Below are 25,554 nucleotides of genomic sequence, written 5' to 3' on the forward strand. Positions count from 1 at the left end.
TCGCAGCGCACGCGCCACGGAGACCGCGGACCGGATCGATCCGGTCCGCGGTCCGGCCGGTGCCGGCACGGAGCTGCCCTCCCCGACCGAGGCGGGCAGCTCCCGGGGACGGCACCGGCGCGCCCGCGGTCACCGCTCGCCGGTGGCCGCGCCGACGGCCTCGACGACCGAGCGCGGCGCTTCCATGTGCACCATGTGGCCGGCCTCGTCGAGGCGGGTGAGCCGCACCGCTTCGGGCAGGGCGGCCGCGTTGTCCGCGGGCAGGATCCGGTCCTGCTCGCCCCACACCGCGATCACCGGCACGTCCAGTCCCGCGGTGAGGCGCTGCACGTCCACGGCCTGCACGTCGCCCTCGGCCACGAGCGCCCCCACCAGGGCCGACAGCGCCTCGCCGACCCCGTCGAGCCGCTTGTACTTCAGCAGGTCGTCCACGATCTGCCGCGTGGCCTGCGAGGAGTCGGCGAACAGCTCGCCGACGTGCGGTTTGAGCTCGCGACGGGTGCCCGCCGCGGCGAACCCGCGGACGTAGTCGGCGTTGATCCGCGATCCGAACCCGGCCGGGGCGAGCAGGGTCAGCGAGGCGACCCGCTGCGGGGCGGCTTCCGCCGCGGAGGCGGACACGGCTCCGCCGAGCGAGTGCCCGACGAGATGGGCGCGGGCGATGCCGAGCGCGTCGAGGAACCCGGTGACCGCCCGCGTGAGCGTGCCCAGCACGTCGCCGCCGCCGAGGTCCTTGCCCGAGGCGCCGTGGCCGGGCAGGTCCAGCGCGTACACCGGCCGCTGCTGGGCGAGGGGTTCCTGCACGAACAGCCAGGAGTTCTTGTCCCCGCCGTAGCCGTGCACCAGCACCAGCGGTTCGCCGGGGGCGTCCTCGCCGAGCACCGAGTAGCTCAGCGACCGGCCGTCCACGTCGGCGGTGTCCACGCGCGGGCCCGCCTCCTCCTCCTCCACCTCCCCGGCGGCGATCTGCTCGGCGGCCTCGGTGGCCACCGCGTCGACCTCCTCGTCGGGGACCTCCTGCGGGGCGATGACGGCGATCGTGGCTCCCACGGGCGCGTCGGAGCCGACCCGGGCGACGATCCGGCGCAGCTGCCCCTCCCACGTGGACTCGATCGTGCCCGCGATCTTGTCGGTCTCCACCTCGGCGAGGTCGTCGCCGGAGCTGATCTCGTCGCCTTCGGCGGCGATCCACTCGGTGACCTTGCCCGTCTTCATCGACAGGCCCCATTTGGGCATGACCACCCGTTGAATCCGGTCGTCGGCCATGCGCCGCTCACCTCGTCCCTTCGACGGTCGTCTTCACCGCGTTCGCGACGCGCTGCGCGTCCGGGATGTAGAGGTCCTCCAGCGAGTCGGAGAACGGCACCGGCGTGTGCGGGGCGGTGACCATCTGCACCGGTGCGCGCAGCGCGTGGAAGGCCTGCGAGGCGACCTGCGCGCAGATGTCGGTGGCCACGTTGCACCGCGGTGTGGATTCGTCGACGACCACGAGCCGGCCGGTCTGCTCGACGCTCTCGACGATCGAGTCCATGTCCAGCGGGCTGGTGGTGCGCGGGTCGATCACCTCGCACTCGATGCCCGAGGAGGACAGGTCCTCGGCGGCGTCGCCGGCCACCGAGACCATCCGGCCGATGGCCACGACCGTGGCGTCGCGGCCTTCGCGGACGAACTCGGCCTCGCCGAACGGGATCGTGTAGCTCTCCTCCGGGACTTCGCCGGAGGTGTCGTACATGGTCTTGTGCTCGCAGAAGATCACCGGGTCGTCGTCGCGGATCGCCTGGGTCATCAACCCCTTCGCCTCGTACGGGTTCGAGGGCACCACGACCTTCAGGCCGGGCACGGAGGTGAACGTCCCGTACAGCGTCTGCGAGTGCTGCGCGGCGGCGCGCAGCCCGGCCCCGTACATGGTGCGGATGACGACGGGGGTGACGGCCTTGCCGCCGAACATGTACCGGAACTTCGCCGCCTGGTTGAAGATCTGGTCGAAGCACACGCCCATGAAGTCCATGAACATCAGCTCGGCGACCGGGCGCATCCCGCGGGTGGCCGCGCCGATCGCCGCACCGATGAACCCGGACTCGGTGATCGGGGTGTCCAGCACGCGTCCCGGGAACTGGTGGTACAGCCCCTTGGTCACACCGAGCACACCGCCCCAGGCGTCCTCGGCCCCGGCCCCGCCGGCACCTCCGGCGTTGTCCTCGCCCATGACGATGACGTTCTCGTCGCGTTCCATCTCCTGCCGCAGCGCTTCGCTGAGCGCCTCGCGGTAACTGATCGTCCTGGCCATTGCGAACTCCTCGCTCAGTACGCGACGTACACGTCGGTTTCCAGGTCGGCTCGGGTGGGTTTGGGCGCTTCCTTGGCCCGCTGCACGGCACCGTCGATCAGCGCGGCCACTTCGCCGTCCACCGCGTCCAAGTCCGATGTGGACAGGCGGCCGGTTTCGGTGACCCGGTCGCGGAAGCGCTGCAGGCAGTCGCGTTCGGCGCGCGCCCGCGCGACCTCGTCGCCGCGGTAGGCCTGCTGATCGCCCTCGAAGTGGCCGAAGTAGCGGGTGAAGGTGACCTCGATGAGCGTGGGGCCACCTCCCTCGCGGGCGCGGGCGACGGCCTCGCCGGCGGCTTCGTGCACGGCGAAGAAGTCGAACCCGTCGACGATGACGCCGGGCATGCCGAAACCGGCGGCCCGGTCGGCGATGTTGTCCGCCGCCACCGACCACGTGCTCGCGGTCGCTTCGGCGTAGCCGTTGTTCTCCGCGACGAACACGGCCGGCAAGTTCCACACCGCGGCGAGGTTCATCGCCTCCAGCGTGGTGCCCTGGTTGCTGGCGCCGTCGCCGAAGAAGGCCACGCCCACACCACCGGTGCCGCGCTGCTTGGCGGCCAGCGCGGTACCGCAGATCAGCGGCGGGCCGCCGCCGACGATGCCGTTGGCGCCGAGCATGCCCCTGGACAGATCGGCGATGTGCATCGACCCGCCCTTGCCGTGGCACGAGCCGGTGCTGCGGCCGTAGACCTCGGCCATCATCTCCGCGGGGTCCACGCCCTTGGCGATGCAGTGCCCGTGCCCGCGGTGGGTGCTGGCGATCGTGTCGCGCTCGTCCAGGTGCGCGCACACGCCGGCAGCCGAGGCCTCCTCGCCGGCGTAGAGGTGCACGAACCCGGGGATGTCGCCGGTGGCGAACTCCTCGTGCACGCGTTCCTCGAACGCGCGGATCGTGCGCATGGTGCGGTAGGCCTCGTGCAGTGCGGCCGAATCGAGATCCGGGGATCCCGGTGCCGCGAGGGTCTCGGTCATCTCGGTGCCTCCTCCACGTGGGATTGACCCGTTCACCGGTGGTCGTGCGGCGGTCGTGCTCAACGCACCACCACGCCGCCGCCGATCACCGCCGACTGGCCGGTCGTGCGGTCCGAGTCGGGACCGGCCAGGTAGGACACGGAACTGGCGACGTCCTCCGGCCGCTGCAGCCGTCCGAGCGCGATCGCCCGTCCGGTGCCCCGCGCCGCTCCGGTGACGACGGCGTTGGTCCCCTCGATGCTCATCGCGCTCCTCAACACGCCGTTGTGCCCGGTTGCGTTTCCCGCTGCGCGGCCGCGCCGCGCGCCGCGGCGGTCCTGCCGGCCCCGCCGGTGGTGCCGTCCTCGGTGCGCAGCAGGCCGCGGTCGGCCGCCAACCGCAGGACGGTGCCGATGTCGACCACGCGCGGTCCGGTGCGGCGCAGCGTGATGCGGACGGGGTCGCCGCCGCCGAACTCCAGCTCGCGCTCGCCGTCGAGGGCCACGGTCCCCGCGGGAACGGTGCTCAGCGCGCTGACCCCGTCGGTCATGCGCGAGGTGCCGAGCACCCCGACCGTGTCGAGCAGGCCCGGGGCGATCGGGGCGAGCACCGAGCGCGGCGCCGGCGCGGTGCCGGACAGGTGCACCGCGACACCGTGCTCGTCCTCCGGGGCGGTGGGGTCGAGCTGACCGGCGACGGCGGACAGGCCGATCGCCTGCGGCCGGGCGAAGGTGCAGTACAGCTCGCGCAGCGCGCCCACCCGCCACAGGGCCCGGGCGCCCACGTCGGTCTCGGTGGACACGCACACGTCGACCAGGGCTGGTTCCCGCGCCCGGCCGCACTCCACCCACAGCACCTTGGGGCGCCCGGCGGCCTCGTCGGCACCGATCCGGCCGGTGGCGAGCAGGCTGATCGCCACGCCCGCCACGGTGGCCTCCCAGACCTGCGGGAAGGCGTTGTTCGTCCCGGTCGACAGCGGCAGCACCGGGGTGTCGCCGAGTTCCGGGACGGCGGCGCGGATCGTGCCGTCCCCGCCGAGCAGCGCGATCGCGTCGGCGCCCTGCGCGCGCATCCGGCGCACGAGATCGCGGGTGTCGGCGGCGGTTCCCTCCGGGGCCTCGGGGCGCAGGAAGGTGACTTCGGGGTGGGCGCCCGCGTCGCGCTGCTTGAGGTGCGCGCGTCGCACGGCCGCTGCGATGCCGGCGTCGTCGGCGGAGACGAGGACGCGGTCCACCGCGAGCCGCCCCGCCGCGGAGATCAACCGCAGCACCATGTTCGCCTTCTCGGCGTTCGGGAACACCGAGGCCTGCGCGACGAGCCGCCGGATGTCGCGCCCGGACATCGGGTTGGCGATCACACCGATCGTTGACGCACCCATCGCGGCCTCGGCCTCCAGCACGGCGTCACCAGCTCCATGTCCCAGTGATACTCGTCACAAAGGTGTGTGAGAAGGGTTGCAGCGGGGTTGCAAACCCCGCTGTGCACCATGCGCCAGTGCCGGGCTCGGCGCGCGCCGTGTGCCGCGATCAGGGCACGGCCCGGTGCGGTGCTCCGCGGCGTTGCTGCGGCGCGGGGTGGCGTTGCTGCGGCGCGGGGTGGCGTTGCTGGGGGTGCGGGGTGCGGCCGCGGGCGCTGCGGCGCGCTCCGGCCCGGTGTCGTGCACGAGTGGGCGCGCCGCAGCTCACCTGCTTAGAGGAGTGGCGTGCACTCGGACTCCGTGCCTGGTTGTGCCCTGATCGCCAGGACCGAACCGGCCGGATCCATGTGGATCACCCCGCCCCAGTCCTGCTCGATTCGGGACTTCTGCTGCCGCCACTGCTGCAAGACGGCGGGCAGTGCGGCTTCGTAGCTGGCCAGCTCCTGGCTCGCGAGTTGCCTGTGCAGGATTTTCTCCAGTCCGGAGAAGGCTTCCACTCGTACGCCGTCAAACCGGAACACGTGGTCAGTGCCCTCGAATTCCATCCCACCCAGAGTGATAGGCGTGTCACAGCTCATCCCTGTACTGCCTCGGGAATGTTGACTGCCCAGGCGTCCGCCCTGCCGCTTGGTGAGCAGTTTACTCGCTGCGTTGCGGTCCCCGGCGAAAGTCAGCAGCGATGCTGCGGCAGTGCGAGCGAGTGCGTGCGAGAACCACTCGCGATTCCCTTCGGTGAGATGGAACCCTGGACGCCTGTCCCGCTTTCCTGCGGGGTCCGTGTATGGAATTCCGGGAAAGATGTTTCCCTCGTCTACCGGGGATCCGAATTTTGTACTTCCTTCCGGGGGTGCGATGTGCGGGTTCCCGGTGGTCGGGAGAGCATGTGTCCGGATGGCGCCTGATTCCGGAAACAACGCTGTTGATGTCACCACGCCGGGCAGCGGTGTGCAGTCATTCCCGATGGCGATGAGCGGAAGCCGTGGTGCTCCGGTAGCCAGTTGCAGATGTTGGTCGTCGAGTTGGCCGTGCGACCCGCGGCATTCGACGGAAGCGAGCAGGAGTGGTTGCCGCGCCTTATGGCCCACCAGGAAATATTTATGGCGGTTCGACAGGAGTTCTCGCGCGTCGCTTGAGAGGTTCCGGAGCTTCCAGCCGGCCTCCAGTGCGACGTCCGCATCGACAACGTCGAACCGGTATCCGCGGTGTCGCTGCGTCATGATCTTCCGAGCTGCGGCGATCCCGAACGCAGTGCCGAGGTCCTCAGCCTGCACGCGACGCCGATGAAATCGCTTATCGTTTCCATCTTGGGACAATGTCATCCCGTCGGGAGCGGCTTGCAATGCTGCGACGTATCGAAGGCAGTCCCAGTGTCGGGCTAGCACACGCGAGGAGTCATGGCTCGACAATGCGGTTGCGCGCGCAAGAATATGCAGCAGGCCGACAGGCGGGGTGGTGACGGCGTCGCTCTCAGGAGTTCCGGTGGTCGGGTTAAATTCCGGAAGATCGCCAATCGGAATTTTGTTGCTCTTGAGGCGTCGCTCGTTCTCCTTGTTTCGCTGTTCGGATACTTTCGCGGACAGCGTCTGGTTGGAGTGCACCGGTAGCGTGGTGTTCTTGCGGAGTTCGTTTATCGATTCCCAGGCGTCCACCGTGGTCCTCCTGGATCTCAGTCGGTTGATCAGCAGCATCCAGGTCAGCACGACGGAGATGTCGTGTCTTTCCGCTTGTCGGTTGATGTTCTGAGCATGCCCCGATCGTCGTCGTGCGTCCGGAGCAGGGATCGACTGATGAGAGTATGTACTGCTCCTGTTTTTGGGGTGCGCGGTGAATCATGTTTCGTCGTGTGAGGTGGTGTTGGTGAGCTCTCCAGCTGTGCGGCCGCGGGCGCTGCGGCGCGCTCCGGTGTTCAGTCCTCGCGGACTGCGGGCGGCTCGCCCCACGGCTGGGCGAGGGCGGAGCGGAGGGCGGTGAACGCGTCGCGGCCGATGCGCTCGGCGAGGGCGTCTTCGACGTGTCCGATCGTCCGCAGCGCGCGGCGGTGGACGCGCTCGCCCTCGGCGGTGCGGCGGACCAGCCGGGTGCGCGCCGAGCCGGGGTCGGGTACCTGCTCGAGCAGTCCCGCTGCGATGAGCGCGTGCGCCGCCTGGTGCGCCGACTGCCGGGCGGTTCCGATCCGGCGCGCGAGTTCGGCGATCGAGGTCCCGTCCGGGTCGAGGTGGGCGAACACGGACGCCTGGGCCGCGGTCACGGGCTGTTCGCCGGCCTCGCGCATGCCGGTGAGCAGCGCGTCGTCGAACCAGCGCTTGGCCGCGGTGAGCAGTTGCGGCAGGTTCGGCTCGTTCATGGTCCCTCGCGGTGCGGTGGTCGGGCGGCGTCCCCGCGGCACGATATATGTCAGGTACCCTGACAGTGACACGTCGCAGGAGGTGGCACATGACGATGGAGTTCGCGACGCCGCACCGCTCGCGCTCGCGCATCCCGCCCGAACCGGGAACGCCGTACTTCGTCGAGCAGGGGAGGGGAGACCGCGCGCACCTGTTCGGCGATCTGGTGACCGTCTACGCCGGCGGGGAGCAGACGGAGGGCACGTTCAACTTCTTCACCTGCGAGGGGCCGCAGGGCGACGTCATCCCGGCCCACAGCCATCCGAACACCTACGAGGTCTTCTACGTCACCGGCGGTGCCGTGCGCGTGTTCGTCGAGGACACCGCCGGAGAGCAGTACGAGAAGCTGCTCGGCGCCGGTGACTTCGGATTCGTGCCGAAGGACTGCCCGCACGCCTACCGGATCGAACGGCACCACAGCCGCATCGTCGGCGTGGCGGCCGGCCCGGGCGGCACCTTCGAGCGGTTCTTCGAGAACCTGGGCGTGCCGACCGAGCAGCTCGGCCTGCCGCGGGAGCCCGTCGTCCCCGCCGCGGCGGACTTCGCCCGCGTGCCGCGCGAGTACGACGTGGAGTTCCTGCCGGAGCACACCTGGCACACCCCGAGCTTCCGCACCGGTGGCGAGGCCTGAACCGGCGTGCTCGGTCGGGGAGTCCGCGGATTGGCCGGTACGCGGTGGAAAGCGGCTGCGCCGCTTGCCTGGCGGGCCGCTGCGGCCGAGCCGCGGCCAGCGTCCGCACCCCGGGCTCGGTCTCCAGCGCGAGGGCCGGGTCCCGTGCAGCCACCGGTGGCGCTCCTCCGGGGCGCGGTCGTGCTCCGGCCCGGGTCCGTCCTCCGAACGGAGGGAAGTGCGACCGCGGTCCGCGCGGGCGGACATCCGAGGTCTCGTGCGTGGCACGATGACGGGGGTCCCGCCCGGCGACGGGCGGAGCGAGCACCGATCCAGCGAGGAGCTTCCATGCCGACCCGGCCGCACGCAGTGGTGTTCGACGTGATCGAGACGCTGATGTCCCTGGACCCGCTCCGCGACCGCTTCATCGACGTCGGCCTGGCCGGCAACCTGCTGGAGCACTGGTTCGACCGGGTGCTGCGCGAGGGCATGACGTTGACGCTGACCGGGGACTACGAGCCGTTCCCCGCGGTCGCGGCGACCTCGCTGCGGACGTTGTCGCGGGGGGAGCTCGACGACGACGCGGTGGACTACGTCCTCGCGGGCCTGGCCGAGCTCCCGGCGCACCCCGACGCCGAACCGGCGATGCGCACGCTGTCCGAGGCCGGGCTCCGGATGGTGTGCCTGAGCAACGGCACGACCGAGGCCACCACGAGCTTCCTCTCCCGCAGCGGTCTCGACGGCTACGTCGAGGAGGTCCTGACGGTGGCCGACGTGCCCGGCTGGAAACCCGTGACCGGGGTGTACGAGCACACGTTGCGGCGTCTCGGCCTGCCGGCGAACGAGGTCGCCCTCGTGGCGGTGCACGCCTTCGACTGCCACGGCGCCAAGCGCGCCGGGCTCACCGCGGGATGGGCCAGCCGTCTCGAGGGGCACTACTCCGACGTGTGCGCCCCACCGGACGTGACCGGGGAGGACCTCGTCGACGTCGCCGAGGCGTTGAAGGACATGCCCGCGCAGCCCTGAGGTGAGCCCGCAGCGCCGCCGTGCGCCGGACCCTGCGGGCGCCGGTGCTCAGGTCAGGTTGGCGAAGCGCTCGACATCGCCGGTCAGGCCGGAGATGATGAGCAGGTCGTCGGCGTGCAGCACCGTGCGCTGCGTGGCGTAGGTGAAGCCCTCGCCGGGGCGTTTGATGCCGACGATGGTGACGCGGTAGTGGCTGCGGATGCGGCTCTCCTCCAGCGGCTTGTCGAGCGAACCGGCCGGAGCGCGGGTCTTGGCGATCGCGAAGTCGTCCTCGAGCTGGATGTAGTCCAGCATGCGCCCGGTGACCAGGTGGGCGGTGCGCCGGCCCATGTCGTGCTCCGGCAGGACCACGTGGTTGGCGCCGACGCGCTCGAGGATGCGCGCGTGCTGCCGGGTCACCGCCTTCGCCCAGATGTGCGGGAGGCCCATGTCCGTCAGGTTCGACGTGGTCAGCACGCTCGACTCGAGGTCGTCACCGATGGCGTTGACCGCGGTGCGGTAGTGGTGCACGTCGAGCTGCCGGAGGCTTTCCGGGTCGGTCGCGTCGGTGACGGCGGCGTAGGCGACCGAATCGGCGAACTGGTGGATGACGTTCGGACGGTTGTCCAGGGCGAGCACTTCGGAGCCCCGCTCGGTCAGTTCCGCGGCCAGGGAGCCACCGAACCGGCCGAGCCCGATCACCACGACCCGGTCGCGGCGGTGCGGGCGGTGGGATTCAGCCAACGACGCGTCCTCTCCGCTCGCCGGTTCCTTCCGGTGCACGTGCCACCACGATGATGCCACCGCCCGCGTGCGGCGGGCGAACGTCGTACCGCCCGGACTGCGCGGACGGCGCACGGCGCGGTGCACGAGCGGCGCCGTCGAGCACCGGCGCGCAGCGACTGGCCCGACCGGTGCGGTGGAGGGCCGGCGCGGTGGACGACCGAAATCGCGAGGATCACTCGATCGAGTGGATTCCGACGCGGAGCTCCCCGCGCACGCGGAACGCGCGGGGACATTGCGGCAAATTCGCGGTGACGCGCGGGAAACTTCGGCACGGGGCGTTCCCGATGGGGGAAACGCCGGAGTGGACACGCATCGCAGGATGGGGCGGCGCCGCGATGGTGCGCCCGTTCGGCGGATCGTCCACAGCGGACGTTCCGCTCCTGTCCAGTACCTCGATGGATTGGTGACCGTGCACAACCGCTGCCGACCCGCGTGCCTGCCCCCGGACGACGCCCCGCCCCGCGTCGGCGTGGTGCACCGCTCCCTGCGGCAGGTCGCCGTCGCGGTCTCGCACCTGGTGGCGATCGCGTTCGGGTGGGCCAGCCGGTGGTCGTCCGAGCGGTCCGCGCGGCGCCTGCTGCAGCTGTGGTCGCGCTGCCTGCTCCGGGCCGCCGGGATCTCCGTCCGCATCGACGGCGCGCCCGAGCACCCCGGTGCGAAGCTCGTGACGTCCAACCACGTGTCCGCCTTCGACGGGATGGCGATGCTGGCGCGGTTCGGCCACTTCGTCCTCGTCGCCGACAGCGGATCCGCGGACAACCCGGTCTTCGGCCGGTTGAGCCGCGCGAGCGGAGCGGTCTTCGTCGAGGGCGGCGGCTCGGGACTGGTGGCCATGGTCCGCTCCGTCGCCGGAGCGCTGCGTTCCGGCGAGTCCGTGCTCGTCTGCCCGGAGGGGGAGATCCGCTGCCGGGAACCCGGCGGGCCGTTCCCGCCGGCCGTGCTGCAAGCCGCCCTCGACGCGGACGTCGCCGTGCAGCCGGTGCTGCTCCGCTGCGTGCTGGCGGACGGAACGCCGACCGCGCGGGCGACGTTCTTCGCCCAGGACGAATCACCCGCGGCGATGCTGCGCCGCGTGCTGCGGATGCGCGGACTGCACCTGCACATCACCCTGCTGCCCCCGCTCGACCCGGGAACCGCGCGGAACCGCCGCGACCTGGCCGCCCTCGCGAAACGACCGATCGACGAGCTCGCCGGACCCCTGCCCGACAGCTGCGCGGCCCCGGCCCCGGCCGAACAGCCCCAGCGCTGAGCGGGCTCGGCGCTGGCCGACCAGCACCGGGCCACCAGCGCTGGGGGCGAGCTCACCCGCACGCGCCGGTGCGCCCTCGTGGCCGCTGCTGCCGACCCCGAACACGCGAAGGAAGCTCATGCTCACCGCGCTCTCCGACCACCCCGTGCCGCCCGGACGTCTCGTGGAGTTCCGCGTGCGGCCCGCCGCCTCCGGAGCCGCCCCCGCCGACGACAGGCCGCCGTCCTACCTGCAGGAGACCCACCTGCGCGCCGAGGAGGCGCTGCTGCGCGCGGATCGGTGGTCGCCCACGTGGTTGGCCATCGCCTTCGACGCGCCGGAGGCGGTCGAGCTCGACCACCTCCGCGGCGCCTTCGCCGCCTGGGTGCGCCGCCACGAAGGGCTGCGCACCGGGCTGGTCCGCACCGGTGGGCGGCTGCGGCGGTTCACCTACGCCTCGGAGCAGCTGGCCGTCCGCTCCGCCGTGCTCGGGGACTTCACCTCCGGTGCGGAGGTGCGCGCTCGGTTGGAGGAGCTGTTCGACGAGGGAACGGACGTGCTGGCGCGGTGGCCGGCCTACGTGTTCGCCGCGGTGCTGCACGAGGGGACGGCGACGGTGTTCACGGCCTTCGACCACAGCGCCACCGACGGTTACTCCAACGGGCTCGTGCCGCACGAGATCCGGGAACTGCTCCTCGCCGAGCGGGACGACCGTCCGGTGGGCCTGCCCGCGACCGGCAGCCACGTGGACTACAGCGCGGTCGAGCGGTCCGCTGCCTCCGATGTGGACTCGGCCCATCCGGCTGCGGGGGTGTGGCGGAAGTTCCTCGACGGAGCGGGCGAGGGGAACGCGGCGTTCCCGTTCGACCCGGAACTCGCGCCGGGGCAGGTGGTGCCCTCGACGGCGCACCGCGAGGAGCTGCTGGGCGCCGCGGAGGCCGCCGAGTTCGAGGAGGTGTGCGCGGGCAGCGGCGGGCGGTTCCACACCGGGGTGATGGCCGCCTGCGCCCTCGCGGCCTCGGAGACCGGTGGCACGCGCGAATTCCGGGCGACGCTGCCGATGCACACGCGCCGCCGCAACGAGTGGGTCTCCTCCTTCGGGTGGTACGTCAACGTGCTGCCGTTCCACCTCGGTGTGCGCGATGGCGCGAGCTTCGCCGAGGTCAACGCTGATGCCGCGGCGGTGATCCGCGGCGCGATCCCCGCGCTGCGCGTGCCCAGCGGCAGGGTCGCCGAGCTGCTCGGCGAACTGCCCGAGGCTCCCTTCAACGTGTCCTACATGGACTTCCGCGGCGTTCCGGGGATCGAGGGCTGGTCGGAGTGGAACGCGTGCAACCTCGGCAAGTTCGTGCAGGCCGACGGCTGGCACGCCGGTCTGTGGTTCCACCGCACCTGCGACGGGCTGTCGGTGACCGCGGCCCACGCGGACACCGGCGGGGCCCGCGGGACCGCGCGCGCGTTCCTGGCGCAGCTGCGGCGCGTGGTGCGCGCGGTCGCGGAGACCGGTGCGCACCGGCCGGTGCCCGCCCCGGCGCGCGCGTGAGCGCAGCGCCCCGGCGCGGGCGGAGTCATCCCCCCGAGCCGGAGGCGTTGTCGCGCAGGCGACCGAGCAGCCGCTCCAGCTGCGCGACCTCCTCGGGGGCGAGGCCGCTGCGCAGCTGTCGGTCGAAGGCCGCGGCCGCATCGCGCATCCGGGAGAACGCGGCTTCGCCCCGCTCGGTGAGCTCGACGAGGTGCACGCGCCTGTTGTCCGGATCGCGGCGCCGCGTGAGCAGCCCGTCCTGCTCCATCGCGTGCAGGTGCTGGGTCAGCGTCGCGCCGCGGATGCCGACGGCCGCGGCCAGTTCGCGCTGGTTGGCCCGGGGGGTGGCCTTCAGCGAGCGCAGGACCAGCCAGCTCGGGCGGGATCCCCCGGCCGCGGCCAGCGCCTCGTCGAAGGCCTGGCTGACGGTCTTGGCCGTGTTCGCGAGGGCGAGTCCGAGGGGGGTTCCGGGCGGGCGGGGCATGGGCGCAGCCTAGCACGAACGTTCGGAACCTAATGGATTGACGCCTAATGATTAGGCGCCTACCTTTTCCGTATGACGGCGACGAGCACGGCACCTCCCCGCAGCAGCACCGCGCACCTGGGACGACGCGCGCGGCGCGCCGCGCTGCTGATGCACGTCGTCTCCGCCGGGGCGTGGATCGGCATGGACGTGGTGCTGGCCGTGTTCGTGTTCACCGCGCTGTTCACGGCGGACGCGCAGGTGGCGGCGGTGAGCCTGCGGGCCCTCGAGCTGTTCGCGATCGGACCGCTGCTGGCCGCGGGAGTGGTGTGCCTGGTCAGCGGCCTGACCCTGGGGTGGGGGACGAAGTACGGGTTGCTGCGCTACTGGTGGGTCGCGGCCAAGCTGGCCATCAACGTCGTCTTCGTCGCGCTCGTGGTGCTGGCGCTGCGGCCGCAGGTCCTCGCCGCGGCCGAGCGCGGGCGCGCGCTCAGCGAGCAGGGCGCGGCGGACGCCGTCGTCGGCGAGCTCGTCTTCCCGGCGGTGGTGTCCCCGCTCGGCCTGCTCGCGGCGACGGTCCTCGCCGTGTACAAGCCGTGGGGCCGGATCGGCGCCCGGCGGCGCCGGCGCGCCCGCGCGGTCACCCCGGGCGCTCAGCCGTGACGAGGAGGAACGGTGCCGCCCCCGCCGCGGCGACGACCGGGCTGCGGTGGTGCAGCACGCGGAAACCGGCCTCCCGCAACAGGCGCTCGTAGCTGTCGCGGTCCCAGAACACGTCCCAGATCCGCTCCCACGTGCCGTCGTGCCGGCGCATGTCCACCGGGAGGTCATCACCCGGCCGGTAGGACACCCCCGGCTCGCCCTGGCGCAGCCCCTCGAAGAGCGTGCCCGTCGTGTCCGGATTGCCCGCCAGCAGCACGAACCGCCCCGCCGGACGCAGCGACCGGAACACTCCGCGGGTGAGCTCGACCAGCTCCGCCCACCGCGGTTCGCACTCGTAGACGAACGCGGCCACCGCCGCGTCGACCGACCCTTGCGGCAGCAGCCGGACCAGGGTGCCGTGCCGCAACCGGTGGAAGGACACGCGGGCGTCGTCGGCCTCGCGCGCGGCGCGCTCGAGCATCGCCGGCGAGCGGTCGAGGCCGAAGACGCGGACGTCGCACGTCCGCGCCAGCCACCGCGCCACCGCGCCCGGCCCGCAGCCGACGTCGAGCACGCGCTGCCCGGCCTCGACCGCGAGCTCCTCCGGGAGGTAGTGGTAGCCCGCCCGCCACCACAGCTCCGCGTCGAACGCGGTGAAAGCGTCCGCGGCCGCCGCATCGTCCCAACCGGTGACCATGGTCCTCACCTCCGTTCGCTCGGTTCCGGTTCTCCGGTGCCCGCGCTCGGACCCGCCGGGCGGGCCAGGTGCAGGCGCACCATCGCCGAGCGATCGCCCCGCGGAGCGGGATCCCACCGGGACACCAGCAGCATCAGCGCGAACGCCAGCGGCACGGTCCACAGCGCCGGCTGGCGCAGCAGGCTCGTGGCCCACGGCGCGAGCTCCGGGCCGAACAGCGCGGCGCACGTCGCCGCCGAAGTGGCGACCAGGCCCGCGGTCATGCCCGCGGCCGCACCGCGGGTGGTGAGCCCGTCCCACCAGATCCCGAGCACGAGCAGGGGGCAGAACGTGGCCGCGGCGATGGTGAAAGCCCAGGTCACGAGCGCGTCGGCATCGGCGTTCGGCACGAGCAGCGTCGCGGCGACGAACAGGGCGGCCGCGCCGAGCGCGCTCAGCCGCAGCGTCCGCAGCCGCGCCGGCATGAGGTCGTGCGCCACGGCCGAGGAGACGACGAGCACGAGCCCGAGCGAGGTGGCCAGCACGGCCGAGAACGCCCCGGTGCTCAGCAGCGCCGTCAGCACGGTGCCGGCCGGGCCGTCGCCGAGGTGCATCGGCAGGGCCACCACGGCGGTGTCCGCGCCGCCGGAGAGGTACAGCTGCGGGGTGAGCACCCGCGCCAGCGCCCCGTACACGCCGGGGAAGAGGTAGAACGCGCTGAGCAGGGCGACAGTGAACGCCGCGGTGCGGCGTGCCGCGGCCCCGCTCGGGCTGGTGTGGAAGCGCACGAGGATGTGCGGCAGGCCCATCGCGCCGAACATGGTCGCCAGGAGCACGCCCCAGGTGCTCAGCAGCGGGTGCTCGGTCGCGCCGCTGTCGACGAGCGGGTGGGCCCACCCCCGGCCGCCCGGGCGCTCGGTGCCGTCGACGGAGGGGACCGCCGCACCCCGCGGGAAGGTGAACCGCTCGTCCGCGCCGACGTCGACCTCCCCCGGCGGCAGCGTGCGCGGCTCGCCCGCGACCAGCACGCGGGTGGGTTCGGCGATCCCGAGGGTGACCGGAACGTCGAAGGTGACCCGGGTGCGCTGCTCGAAGTGCGTGAACTCGACGGGGTCGCCCATCTCCTCGCGGGTCTGCCCGCCGACGAGCACCAGCAGCACCGCTGCGCAGCCGGCGAACAGCACCAGTTTCAGCGCGAACTGGAAGGCTTGCACGTACGTGGCCGCGCGCATGCCGCCCAGCGCCACCGTGAGGCTCACGGTGGCGGCGGCGAGCACGACACCCACCCAGTACGGCGTGCCCGCGATCAGCCCGAGCACCAGCCCCGCGGTGCGGAACTGCGCGACGACGTACAGCGTCGCGATGACCAGCACGATCACCGCCGACAGCCGGCGCACGGCCAGCGACTGCAGCCGCGCCTCCGCGAAGTCCGGCACCGTCAGCGCCCCCGACCGCCGCATCGGCGCGGCCACCAGGGTGAGCATCACGACGTAGCCGGCGGTGAACCCCACCGCGTACCACAGCGCTCCCGCACCGCTCTTGAGCATCAACCCGGCGATGCCGAGGAACGAGGCCGCCGAGAGGTACTCGCCGGACACGGCCGCGGCGTTGACCAGGGGCGAAACCTGCCGCGAGGCGACGAGGAAATCCGACGTGGTGCGCATCGCGGCCACGCCGCGGGTGCCGATGAGCAGCGTCAGCACCAGCAGAGCGGCCACGGACACGGCGGCTGTCACACGTTCTCCTCGATCTCCTCGGCCCGCCGCAGGTGGTACCAGGTCAGCGCGAGCATCGCGGGGAAGGGGGCCGCCCCGACGAGCAGCCAGGAGGCCGGAACGCCGGCCACGCGCAGCTCGGTGAGCACCGGCAGCGACCACAGCAGCACCGGCAGCCCGAACAGCAGCAGCACCAGCGTCGCGAGCGTGCCCAGCACCGGGGGCAGCAGCGTCCGCCGCGTGCGCTGCGCGCGCCGCGCCTGGGCGGCGTCCAGCCGCCGCGCGGGCCAGCGGCGGCGGATCCGGCCGCGTTCCCGGGCCAGGCGCGTGCGCGGACTCATCACGGTCGTCCGGCGCGGGCGGTTCACGAGGTGTCCTCCAGCAGGCCGTTCTGCGCTGCGTGCAGCAGGCTCTCCCGCAGCTGGCGGGCGTGGCGGCGGCTGACGGGGACGTCGCCGACGTCGGTGCGGGCCAGCAGACTGCCCGCCGAGTCGCTGCGCAGCTCGCGCACGGCGCGGATGTCGACCAGGTAGCTGCGGTGCACGCGCAGGAAGTGGGCTGCGGCCCACTGCTGCTCCAGCCGGGAGATCGGCATGCGCACCGGGTGCCGTCCGCTCGGGGTGCGCAGCCGGACGTAGTCGCCGCTGGCCTCCACGAACCGCACGTCCTCGCGGCGCACGTACCAGGTGCGCCCCTCGGACTCCACCGTGAGCACCGGCAGGTCCTCGGCCGTTTCCGGGGCCGACTCCTGCTGCACCAGGTGCGTGCCCCGCACCATGCGCCGCACCTTGGACACGGCGGTGGCGAGCCGCTCCGCGCGGACCGGCTTGAGCAGGTAGTCGATCGCCCCGACGCCGTAGGCGTTCACGGCGTGCTCGGCGTGGGCGGTGACGAACACGATCACCGGCGGTGCGGCCAGGCGCGCCAGCAGGGAGCCGAGTTCCAGCCCGCCCAGGCCGGGCATGGCGATGTCGAGGAACACGGCGTCGAAGGGGTGCAGCTCGATCTCGCGGATCGCGGCGAGCGGTTCGGTCGCGGTGCTGACGCTGTCCACTTCGGGCGTGCCCGCCAGCAGCCGGGCCAGCTCGTCGGCCGCTTCAGCGACGTCGTCGACGACGAGAACGCGCAGTTCGCCACGATGTTCGCTCACGGTGTCACTCCCGCTTGGAAACGCGGCAGCCGGACCACGGCGCGCGTGCCGCTGCCGACGTCGGTTTCCAGGACCAGCCCGAACCAGGAACCGTAGACCTTGCGGAGACGTCGATCCACATTGGCCAGCCCCACCCGGCCGCTCGGCGATTCGCCCGCGAGGAGTTCGGCCGCGTGCTCCGGAGGCATCCCCGGGCCGTCGTCCTCCACCGTGATCACGCACTCGTCGCCGTCGGCGCCGCCGCGCACCTCCAGCGTGCCGGGTTCGGTGCGCGGTTCGATGCCGTGCCGGATCGCGTTCTCCACCAGGGGCTCCAGGATCAGGCAGGGCAGCGCCACGCCCAGCACCTCCGGGGCGACGCGGATGCGGACCTGCAGGCGCTCGCCCAGCACGGCCCGCTGCAGCGCGAGGTAGGTCTCGATGGCGCAGAACTCCTCGGAGACCGTCGTGTACTCGTCGCTGCGGGCGAAGGTGTAGCGGGCGTAGTCGGCGAAGTCGAGCAGCAGCTCCTGGGCGCGTTCGGGCGAGCCCCGCACCAGCGAGCTGATGACGGTCAGCGCGTTGTGCACGAAGTGCGGGGAGATCTCGGCGCGCAGCGCGCGCAGTTCGGCTCGCCCGGCGTGCTCGGCCGAGGCCTCGAGCTCACCGCGTTCCAGTCCGTGGACGAGCAGCGCGGCGATCTCGCGGAGCGCACCCGCGCGGGCGCGTCCGGAGACGACGAGCACGGCGGCGAGCTCCTCGTGGACGTGCAGCGGCACGGTGATCAGCGGGGGGCGCCCGCTGCGGCGCTCGGTGCGCCAGGTGTTCTCGACGAGCGGCCCCACCTGCTCGGCGGAGGCCGGCGTTCCCGCCCAGACCGACTCGCCGGAGACGTCCATCAGCGCGAGCCCCGGAACGCCCAGCAGTTCGCGGGCGCGTTCCAGCGCACGCGCCGCGGCCGGCGTGGTGATCCCGTCGCGGAGGTCGTCCAGCAGGTGCCGGGACGCGCGCAGCGCGCTCGTGGGATCACCGGCCGCTCTCCCCGGCCGTAGCAGTGTCCTGGTAGCGCGCACCGGCATGACGGTTCAACCTCGACGGACGGCGGACGATCGTCGCTCCCGGCGGCCGGGCCGGACCGGTGAGGTCCTGAACCCGGCCGCCCGAGGAACGTACCCGATGACTCCGCGGGGCTGAACACTGCCACAGCGCCGAGGTGGGCGGTCAAGCCCCGGCGCCGACCGGTGGCGTCAGCTCTCGTCGCTCGGAGCGCGCATGCCGCGCGCGATGGAGTCCATCACGCTCGAGTCGGCGAGCGTGCTGACGTCGCCGACCTCGCGGTCCTCGGCGACGTCCCGCAGCAGCCGCCGCATGATCTTGCCCGAACGGGTCTTGGGCAGCTCCGGAACCACCATGATCCGTTTGGGCTTGGCGATCGGCCCGATCTCGGCGGCCACGTGGTCGCGCAGCTCCTGCACGACTTCCTCCGCCGCGGCGGCCTCGCCGCGCGGGATCACGAACGCCACGATCGCCTGACCGGTGGTCTCGTCGGAGGCGCCGACGACCGCCGCCTCGGCCACCGCCCGGTGGGACACGAGCGCGCTCTCCACCTCGGTGGTGGAGATGCGGTGGCCGGAGACGTTCATGACGTCGTCCACCCGGCCGAGCAGCCAGACGTCGCCGTCCTCGTCGTACTTGGCGCCGTCACCGGCGAAGTAGTAGCCGCGGTCGGCGAAGGTGGACCAGTAGGTGTCCCGGTAGCGCTCCGGGTCGCCCCAGATGCCCCGCAGCATGGCGGGCCACGGCTCGGTCAGCACCAGGTACCCGCCGGAACCGGCCGGCACCTCGTCCCCGTGGTCGTCGACGACCTGGGCGGAGATCCCCGGCAGCGCGTGCTGCGCCGAGCCCGGCTTGGCCGCGGTCACCCCGGGCAGCGGGGAGATCATGATCGCACCGGTCTCGGTCTGCCACCAGGTGTCCACGATCGGGGTGCTGCCCCGGCCGATGTGCTCGCGGAACCAGGTCCAGGCCTCCGGGTTGATGGGCTCGCCGACCGTGCCGAGCAGCCGCAGCGAGGAGAGGTCGTACTGGGCGGGGACGTCCTCGCCCCACTTCATGAAGGTGCGCACGAGCGTGGGTGCGGTGTAGTAGATCGAGACGCCGTAGCGCTGCACGATCTCCCAGTGCCGCCCCTGGTGCGGCGTGTTCGGCGTTCCCTCGTAGAGCACCTGGGTGGCCCGGTTCGCCAGCGGGCCGTAGACGATGTAGGTGTGCCCGGTGACCCAGCCGATGTCGGCGGTGCACCAGTAGACGTCGCGGCCGGGCTCGTGGTCGAACACGACGTCGTGCGTGTAGGCGGCCTGGGTGAGGTAGCCGCCCGAGGTGTGCACGATGCCCTTGGGCTTGCCGGTGGTGCCCGAGGTGTAGAGGATGAACAGCGGGTGCTCGGAGTCGAACGCCTCCGGGGCGTGCTGCTCCGGCTGCTCGGCGAGCAGGTCGTGCCACCACAGGTCGCGGCCCTCCGTCCAGGGCACGGAACCGAGGTCGTCGCCGGTGCGGCGCACCACGACCACGTGGCGGACCGTCTCGGCGCCCTGCAGCGCCTCGTCGACGCCCTCCTTCATCGGGGCCGCCTGACCGCGCCGGTACTGCCCGTCCGAGGTGATCACGACGGAGGCCTCCGCGTCGTCCACCCGGGAGCGCAGCGCGCTCGGGGAGAACCCGCCGAAGACGACGCTGTGCGTCGCCCCGATCCGCGCGCAGGCCAGCATGGCCACGACGGCCTCGGGGATCATCTGCAGCTGGATGGCGACCCGGTCACCGGCCCGCACGCCGAGCGAGCTCAGCGCGTTGGCCGCGCGGGAGACCTCCCGCTGCAGCTCGGCGTAGCTGATGTCGCGGGTGTCACCGGGTTCGCCCACCCAGTGCAGCGCGACCTGGTCGCCGTGGCCCGCCTCGACGTGGCGGTCGACGCAGTTGTAGGCGACGTTGAGCCGGCCGCCGGTGAACCACCGGGCGAACGGTGCGTTCGACCAGTCGAGGACGTCGTTCCACTTCGCGTCCCAGTGCAGCCGCTCGGCCTGGCTCGCCCAGAACGCCTCGCGGTCCGCCGCGGCCCGGTCGTACAGCTCGGAGCCGGCGTTGGCCCGGGCGGCGAACTCGGCGCTCGGCGGGAAGGTGCGCGCGCCGGCATCCCCAGTGGACGGTTGTTGGTCGCTCATGCGTTTGCCTTGCTTCTCTCTCGTTCGTGGGCGGCGTGACGGTGGGCGCGTGCCGCCTCCGGCACGCGGGTGCGGTTCACGGTGTGCGCGGTCCGACGGGCAGGACGGTGCGCTTCCACGTCGTGTTGAGCACTCCCGCGAAGGAGGCGTAGTAGGCCGCCAGCGCGGTGAGGATGCCGAGCCAACCGCCGAGGGTGCCGAGCGGGTCAACACCGCCGAGATCGCCGATCGTCAGCACCAGGAACGTCAGGAACAGCAGGACGAACACCGTCACCAGGGCGGTGTTCGTGGCCAGTGAGGCGACGGTGAGGTAGCCCGTCACGATCGTGAAGGCGAGCAGGAACAGACCGGTCGCCACGGCCTGCTGCTGGTCGTCCATGGTGTCCATGAACTGCCAGACGTAGACCGCGAACGCCAGCCAGAAGGCGCCGTAGGTGGGGAAGGCGGTCGCGCCGAAGGTGTTGCCCTTGCGGAATTCCCACATCCCCGCGAGCAGTTGGGCCAGACCGCCGTAGAACAGCGCCAACGCGACCACGGCGGTGGTCTCCACGCTGGTGCCCACCAGGCCCGCGTTGACGAAACTCAGCACCAGGGTGGTCGAGGCGAATCCGGCCAGCCCCAACGGCCCCGGATCCGCGATGTGCGCCGTCGGGTCGGCAGTTCCGCCCGTGTCGCTGTCCGCCATCGTTTCTCCTCGCAGATGTTCGCTGTTCTCGCCGGAGCGGAATCCGCGCGGCGGTGGGAAACGCCGCCGCGCCGATCCGTCTCCGCGCCCCTCGCGGGGGCTCTGCCGTGTGCGCGACATCCTTCGGTGAGTGCGGGATCACACGCAACAGGACCGCGACGAGTGGTCGCGCAGCACGACCAGTGGTACCCCTGCGCGACGAGCGGTGCAGTTCGAATTCCTCCTCGTGATCGGTGGCACGAACGAGCGGCCGTCGAATCGAACTGCAGTTCACGCGGATCCGCGCGTTCTCGAATGCCGCCCTGCCGGTTCTCCGCCCGCGCGAAAGAGCGAGGAGCGGAATCCCGCTGTTCCCGCGCGGCGCTGTTCGCTCAGCTGTGCGTCTCCTCCGCTCGCGGTACACTTCTCCTGCGCCTCGCTGAGCCGCGAACGTCCGACCGGACCACCGGAACCGGTGGCCGCTGATCCGGTCGTGTCCGGAGGAGTGCGGATGCGTGCTCCGCGGGCGCCGACGACGCGTGCGGAACGAAGAGATCAGGCTGCGAGTGACATGGGTGCTGCTCGATTCCGCGTCCCCAGGCCGCGGCGCGCACGCCGCGCGGCGTGCGGCCGGACCGCCGCTGCTGGGCCCGGGGCGGCGCGTGCGCGGTGCGGTCGTCGGTCGCGGATCCTGGCGCGGTCGCCGTGGTGAGGCAGTGGCAGCCGTACCTCGTCATCGCCGTGTGCGCGGTGGCCGCCCTGGTGGCGTCCGGGGTGCTCCCGCCGCAGGCCACGCGCACGCTCGCCGATGTGACCGGACTCGTCGGGGCGGTCGCGGCCGCCGCCGCGTTCGGCATCACCGGCTACCGCAGCGGTGAGGCGTGGCGGGCTTGGTTGTCCACGGCGATGGCGCTGTGGGCGGTCGGGCAGGCGATGTGGACCTGGCACCGGCTCAACGGCCGGGTGATCACCTTCCCCGACATCGAGAACATCTTCTACTTCGGGCTGCCGCTGTGCGCGTTCGTCGCCCTCGTCAGCGCCGCGCGGAGGGAGCGCTCGCTGCGGCGGGAGGACGTCGTCTCGCCGCGCCGGGTGATCGCGCTCGACGCGCTGATCATCGTCTGCAGCCTGGCAGTGCTGCTGTGGGAGCTGACGCTCGGATCGATCTTCTACGGGGAGAACTCCGCAGCGCTGCTGCTGGCGGTGTCCTACACGTTCGGCGACCTCGTGCTGATCGTGGTGGCGATCCTGCTCGCCGTGACGCTGCACAGCGTGCGGCGCATCCCGCTGGCCTGGATCATGCTCGGGCTCATCGCGATCGGCGTTTCCGACGCCGCGTACACCTACACGATCTCCCTCGGAGCGGAGGCCGCGCCTGCCAGCGACATCGGTTACCTGTCCGCACCCGTGTTCCTGCTGATCGCCGCACTGGTCCCGGACAACCCGCTGCCGCGGTTGAAGCCGAGCCTGCCGCTGCTGTTCCTGCCGTACGTGCCGCTGGTCGCGGTGATCGTCATCATGGTCGTCGGCCGTACGCGCGAGACCGAGACCAACCCGGTGGAGATGTACCTGCTCGGCGTGGTCGTGGGACTGGTCGTGCTGCGCCAGCTCGTGACGCTGCAGCAGCTCTACAGCGTGCACCTGGAACTGCACCACCAGGCCACGCACGACGACCTCACCGGGGTCGCCAACCGGGCGCTCGTGCTCGAGTACCTCGAGGCGGCGCTCTCCCGCGCTTCCCGGGGCCACTACGACGTCGGCCTGGTCTACGTCGACCTGGACAGCTTCAAGGAGATCAACGACCGGTTCGGGCACAACGTCGGGGACATGCTGCTGCGCACGTGCGCCCAGCGGCTGAAGCAGTGCACGCGGGAAACCGACCTCATCGGCCGCATCGGCGGGGACGAGTTCCTGGTCATCCTCGAACCTGCCGGCTCGCCGGAGAAGTTCAAGCAGCGGCTGGCCGACGCGCTCGGGGCCCCGGTCGCGCTGGGGCAGGAGGCCCCGCGGGGGATCGCGGCGAGCGTCGGGCACGTGCTCGCGGCAGGGGCGGACACGCCCCTGGAGGCGCTCGCGCGGGCGGATGCGGCCATGTACCGCGACAAAGCGCGGTAGGCGGCCCCTCGCCGCGGCCCCTCGCGACGGCCGCGGCGCCGGCGCGCAGACATGCCGGGGAGCGCCGGCCAGCGGAGGCCGGCGCGGACACCGGGGGAGCGGGACGCGGGCAGGTGGAGTCAGGACGGGCACCGCAGGCGGGAGCACCGCGCCGGGGTGCGGTCACGCGAGGACCGGCGCGGTGCCCGGGGGTCCCGCCCGCGGTCAGGACCGCTGCCGGGCGTGCCGGATCGCCTCCCACACGCGCCGCGGAGTGGCGGGCATGTCGATGTGCTCCACGCCGAACGGGGCCAACGCGTCGAGCACGGCGTTGACCACCGCGGGAGTGGCGGCGATCGAGCCGGATTCGCCCGCCCCCTTCGCCCCAAGCGCGTTCGTCGGCGAGGGGGTCACCGTGTGCCCGAGGGTGAACTCGGGCAGTTCCGGTGCCGCCGGCACGAGGTAGTCCGACAGGGCGGCGCTGGTAAGCGTTCCGTCGGCGTCGTGCGCGGCCTCCTCGTAGAGCGCCTGCCCGATCCCCTGGGCGATGCCGCCGTGCATCTGACCATCCACGATGGAGGGATTGATGACGTTGCCGCAATCGTCGACGCCGAAGTAGTGCGGCACGGTGACCTTCCCGGTCTCCGTGTCCACTTCGACCACGCAGATGTGCGTGCCGAAGGGGTAGGTGAAGTTCGGCGGGTCGAAGAACTGCTCCTCGGACAGCCCCGGCTCCATCCCCTCGGGCAGGTCGGCCGCGAGGTACGCGGCCCCCGCCACCTCCTGGATGGTGACGCCCCCGCCGGGCGCGCCCGCGACGGAGAAGCGCCCGGCCTCGAACTCGAGGTCGTCCTCGGCGGCCTCGAGCATGTGCGCGGCGATCGCCCGCGCCTTGGTCAGCACCTTGCGGGAGGCCAGGTGCACCGCCGTGCCGCCGACCGCCGCGCTGCGCGAACCGTAGGTGTCCAGCCCGTACGGGGCGGTGCTGGTGTCGCCGTGCACGACCTCGACGTCCTCGACGGCCACGCCCAGGGCGTCGGCCGCGATCTGCGCCCAGGTGGTCTCGTGCCCCTGCCCGTGCGGCGAGGTGCCGGTGACGACCTGCACCGTGCCGCCCGCGAGCATCCGCACACCGGCCATCTCCCACCCGGGTGCTCCCAGCCGCAGCGCGGCGGTCATCTTCGAGGGGGACAGCCCGCCGTTCTCCGTGTAGCTGCACACGCCGATGCCCAGCTGCACCGGGTCGTTGTCGTCGCGCCTGCGGCGCTGCTCGGCGCGCCAACCGGCGTAGTCGGACAGTTCGAGCGCCCGGTCCAGCGCGAGCGGGTAGTTGCCGGAGTCCATCTCGAGCCCGGCGGGCGTGGTCGACCCCGAGTCGAAGGGGGCGTGGTAGTTGCGGCGGCGGACCTCGGCCGGGTCCAGACCGAGCTCGCGGGCCAGCGCGTCCACGGCCCGCTCCACCCCGTAGATGCCCTCGGTGCGCCCCGCGCCGCGGTAGGAGTCGGTGGGGGTGCGGTTGGTGAACACGCCCCGGCACTCGATGGAGAAGGCGTCGAAGGAGTAGACGCCGGGGAAGATGAACGCGCTCAGCAGCGGGATTCCCGGGGTGAGCAGCTGCAGGTAGGCACCCATGTCGGCGAGGATGCGCACCCGCATGCCCAGCAGGCGCCCCTCGTTCGTGGCCGCCAGGTCGACGTACTGGACCTGGCCGCGGCCGTGCGTCATCGCCTGGCTGTCCTCGGAGCGGTCGGCCACCCACTTCACCGGCGCGCCCAGCCGTCGCGCCAGAGCCAGCGCCAGGCACTCCTCGGGGTAGACGTTGAGCTTGCCACCGAAGCCGCCGCCGACGTCCGGGGCCACCACCCGGAGCTTGGACTCCGGAACCGAGCACACCGCCGCCAGCACGCCGCGCAGGATGTGCGGGATCTGCGTCGAGGAGTGCAGGGTGAACCCCCCGCCCCCCGGGTCCGGGGTGGCCACCACCGCGCGCGGTTCCATCGGCGTGGGCTGCAGGCGCTGCTGGACGTACCGCTCCGAGACGGTGACGTCGGCGTTCGCGAACGCCGCCCGGACGTCGCCGTTGTCCAGGCCCCACGTGTAGCACTCGTTCGTGCCGAACTGCTCGTGCACCAGCGGGCCACCGCGCAGGGCCTCCTCGACGTCCGCGACGGCCTCGGCTGGCTCGTAGTCGACGTCGATGCGCTCGAGGGCGTCCTCGGCCGCGGCGCGGTCGGTGGCCACGACGACGGCGACGGGTTCGCCGGCGAAGCGCACGGTGTCGACCGCCATCGGCGGGTGCTCGGGCAGGTGGATCTCCTCGGTGACCGGCCAGGCGCACGGGATGCCGGCCCACTCGCCGGCGAGGTCGGCACCGCTGAACGCCGCGACGACGCCGGGCAGCTCGGCCGCGGCGGCGGTGTCCAGGGCCGTGATGCGGGCGTGCGCGAAGGGGCTGCGCAGCACCGCCACGTGCATCGTGCCGGGCGGGGTGATCGTGTCGGTCCAGGTGGCCTTGCCCTGGACCAGCGGTCGGTCTTCCTTGCGCGGAACCGGAGTTCCGACGGCCGGTCGAAGTGTTTCGGTCATGCTCGGACAGCCTCCCCTGCCGCCTGGGCGGTCGCGGTTCGCCGTGGGCGCTTCGCCCCAGGATCGCCGACCGTCTCCGCGCGCGCACCGTTCCGGAGGTGGTTCGGGGCGGCGTGTCGCCGAGATCCTCCGTTCGGGC

General features: G+C 72.4%; 23 protein-coding genes. 6 read left to right on the top strand and 17 right to left on the bottom strand.

Annotated elements, in window-relative coordinates; translation table 11 throughout:
- Nucleotides 1-129 precede the first annotated feature (129 nt).
- From ACVGV0_RS08845 to ACVGV0_RS08875, 7 genes are all read right to left on the bottom strand, one after another.
- A complete protein-coding gene (locus ACVGV0_RS08845) occupies nt 130-1,266 on the bottom strand; it encodes an acetoin dehydrogenase dihydrolipoyllysine-residue acetyltransferase subunit (protein ID WP_459159383.1) in 1,137 nt (378 codons plus the stop codon).
- Between the two features lie 7 nt (nt 1,267-1,273).
- Nucleotides 1,274-2,287, bottom strand: a complete 1,014-nt coding sequence (locus ACVGV0_RS08850; RefSeq protein ID WP_459159384.1) for an alpha-ketoacid dehydrogenase subunit beta — start codon at nt 2,285-2,287, stop codon at nt 1,274-1,276.
- Between the two features lie 14 nt (nt 2,288-2,301).
- Nucleotides 2,302-3,297: a thiamine pyrophosphate-dependent dehydrogenase E1 component subunit alpha gene (locus ACVGV0_RS08855; protein ID WP_459159385.1), complete on the bottom strand. Its 996-nt coding sequence runs from the start codon at nt 3,295-3,297 to the stop codon at nt 2,302-2,304.
- 59 nt (nt 3,298-3,356) lie between these two features.
- The gene (locus ACVGV0_RS08860; protein WP_459159386.1) at nt 3,357-3,542 is read right to left on the bottom strand and encodes a hypothetical protein; all 186 of its coding nucleotides are present in this window, start codon (nt 3,540-3,542) and stop codon (nt 3,357-3,359) included.
- Between the two features lie 8 nt (nt 3,543-3,550).
- Nucleotides 3,551-4,675: an ATP-NAD kinase family protein gene (locus ACVGV0_RS08865; RefSeq protein ID WP_459159387.1), complete on the bottom strand. Its 1,125-nt coding sequence runs from the start codon at nt 4,673-4,675 to the stop codon at nt 3,551-3,553.
- Between the two features lie 290 nt (nt 4,676-4,965).
- Nucleotides 4,966-6,342 carry a hypothetical protein gene (locus ACVGV0_RS08870; RefSeq protein WP_459159388.1) on the bottom strand — a complete coding sequence of 459 codons (1,377 nt, stop codon included), beginning with the start codon at nt 6,340-6,342 and terminating at the stop codon, nt 4,966-4,968.
- 257 nt (nt 6,343-6,599) lie between these two features.
- Nucleotides 6,600-7,037, bottom strand: coding sequence for a MarR family winged helix-turn-helix transcriptional regulator (locus ACVGV0_RS08875; RefSeq protein ID WP_459159389.1), 438 nt, complete (start codon nt 7,035-7,037; stop codon nt 6,600-6,602).
- 89 nt (nt 7,038-7,126) lie between these two features.
- Here ACVGV0_RS08875 and ACVGV0_RS08880 point away from each other — a divergent pair, with 89 nt between their 5' ends.
- Nucleotides 7,127-7,708, top strand: a complete 582-nt coding sequence (locus tag ACVGV0_RS08880) for a quercetin 2,3-dioxygenase (RefSeq protein WP_459159390.1) — start codon at nt 7,127-7,129, stop codon at nt 7,706-7,708.
- Nucleotides 7,709-8,035: 327 nt separating this feature from the next.
- Entirely contained in the window at nt 8,036-8,713 is a 678-nt protein-coding gene (locus ACVGV0_RS08885; protein ID WP_459159391.1) for a haloacid dehalogenase type II, read from the top strand.
- Nucleotides 8,714-8,761: 48 nt separating this feature from the next.
- Here the strand turns inward: ACVGV0_RS08885 and ACVGV0_RS08890 are convergent, their stop codons facing one another.
- On the bottom strand, nt 8,762-9,436 hold the full coding sequence (locus ACVGV0_RS08890) for a potassium channel family protein (protein WP_459159392.1): 675 nt from the start codon (nt 9,434-9,436) through the stop codon (nt 8,762-8,764).
- Nucleotides 9,437-9,881: 445 nt separating this feature from the next.
- Between ACVGV0_RS08890 and ACVGV0_RS08895 the strand changes: the two genes are divergently transcribed.
- Nucleotides 9,882-10,727, top strand: coding sequence for a lysophospholipid acyltransferase family protein (locus ACVGV0_RS08895; RefSeq protein WP_459159393.1), 846 nt, complete (start codon nt 9,882-9,884; stop codon nt 10,725-10,727).
- A gap of 118 nt (nt 10,728-10,845) precedes the next feature.
- Nucleotides 10,846-12,249, top strand: a complete 1,404-nt coding sequence (locus ACVGV0_RS08900) for a condensation domain-containing protein (protein WP_459159394.1) — start codon at nt 10,846-10,848, stop codon at nt 12,247-12,249.
- A 25-nt stretch (nt 12,250-12,274) separates the two neighbouring features.
- On the opposite strand, the gene ACVGV0_RS08905 is transcribed toward ACVGV0_RS08900, so the two are convergent.
- On the bottom strand, nt 12,275-12,712 hold the full coding sequence (locus tag ACVGV0_RS08905) for a MarR family winged helix-turn-helix transcriptional regulator (RefSeq protein WP_459159395.1): 438 nt from the start codon (nt 12,710-12,712) through the stop codon (nt 12,275-12,277).
- A gap of 72 nt (nt 12,713-12,784) precedes the next feature.
- Here ACVGV0_RS08905 and ACVGV0_RS08910 point away from each other — a divergent pair, with 72 nt between their 5' ends.
- Complete coding sequence (locus ACVGV0_RS08910; protein WP_459159396.1) at nt 12,785-13,354, top strand: hypothetical protein; 570 nt, start codon at nt 12,785-12,787, stop codon at nt 13,352-13,354.
- On the opposite strand, the gene ACVGV0_RS08915 is transcribed toward ACVGV0_RS08910, so the two are convergent.
- The 7 genes from ACVGV0_RS08915 to ACVGV0_RS08945 form a co-directional block, all read right to left on the bottom strand.
- Nucleotides 13,332-14,030: a class I SAM-dependent methyltransferase gene (locus ACVGV0_RS08915; protein WP_459159397.1), complete on the bottom strand. Its 699-nt coding sequence runs from the start codon at nt 14,028-14,030 to the stop codon at nt 13,332-13,334. The two genes, ACVGV0_RS08910 and ACVGV0_RS08915, sit on opposite strands and share 23 nt — an antisense overlap.
- A 5-nt stretch (nt 14,031-14,035) precedes the next feature.
- Nucleotides 14,036-15,745: a sodium/solute symporter gene (locus tag ACVGV0_RS08920; RefSeq protein ID WP_459159398.1), complete on the bottom strand. Its 1,710-nt coding sequence runs from the start codon at nt 15,743-15,745 to the stop codon at nt 14,036-14,038.
- Nucleotides 15,742-16,065: a hypothetical protein gene (locus ACVGV0_RS08925; protein ID WP_459159399.1), complete on the bottom strand. Its 324-nt coding sequence runs from the start codon at nt 16,063-16,065 to the stop codon at nt 15,742-15,744. The genes ACVGV0_RS08920 and ACVGV0_RS08925 overlap by 4 nt, the downstream gene beginning before the upstream one ends.
- A 23-nt stretch (nt 16,066-16,088) precedes the next feature.
- Complete coding sequence (locus ACVGV0_RS08930; protein WP_459159400.1) at nt 16,089-16,874, bottom strand: LytR/AlgR family response regulator transcription factor; 786 nt, start codon at nt 16,872-16,874, stop codon at nt 16,089-16,091.
- Nucleotides 16,871-17,932 (bottom strand): sensor histidine kinase, encoded by a 1,062-nt coding sequence (locus ACVGV0_RS08935; RefSeq protein WP_459159401.1) that lies wholly within the window; start codon nt 17,930-17,932, stop codon nt 16,871-16,873. The genes ACVGV0_RS08930 and ACVGV0_RS08935 overlap by 4 nt, the downstream gene beginning before the upstream one ends.
- Nucleotides 17,933-18,100: 168 nt before the next feature.
- Nucleotides 18,101-20,071 (bottom strand): acetate--CoA ligase, encoded by a 1,971-nt coding sequence (acs, locus tag ACVGV0_RS08940; protein ID WP_459159402.1) that lies wholly within the window; start codon nt 20,069-20,071, stop codon nt 18,101-18,103.
- Nucleotides 20,072-20,147: 76 nt separating this feature from the next.
- Complete coding sequence (locus ACVGV0_RS08945) at nt 20,148-20,756, bottom strand: acetate uptake transporter (RefSeq protein WP_459159403.1); 609 nt, start codon at nt 20,754-20,756, stop codon at nt 20,148-20,150.
- Between the two features lie 684 nt (nt 20,757-21,440).
- Here ACVGV0_RS08945 and ACVGV0_RS08950 point away from each other — a divergent pair.
- Nucleotides 21,441-22,850 (top strand): diguanylate cyclase domain-containing protein, encoded by a 1,410-nt coding sequence (locus tag ACVGV0_RS08950; RefSeq protein ID WP_459159404.1) that lies wholly within the window; start codon nt 21,441-21,443, stop codon nt 22,848-22,850.
- Nucleotides 22,851-23,054: 204 nt separating this feature from the next.
- Here the strand turns inward: ACVGV0_RS08950 and ACVGV0_RS08955 are convergent, their stop codons facing one another.
- Nucleotides 23,055-25,415, bottom strand: coding sequence for a xanthine dehydrogenase family protein molybdopterin-binding subunit (locus ACVGV0_RS08955; RefSeq protein ID WP_459159405.1), 2,361 nt, complete (start codon nt 25,413-25,415; stop codon nt 23,055-23,057).
- Between the last annotated feature and the right edge of the window lie 139 nt (nt 25,416-25,554).

The sequence above is a fragment of the Salinifilum ghardaiensis genome (assembly GCF_054491345.1).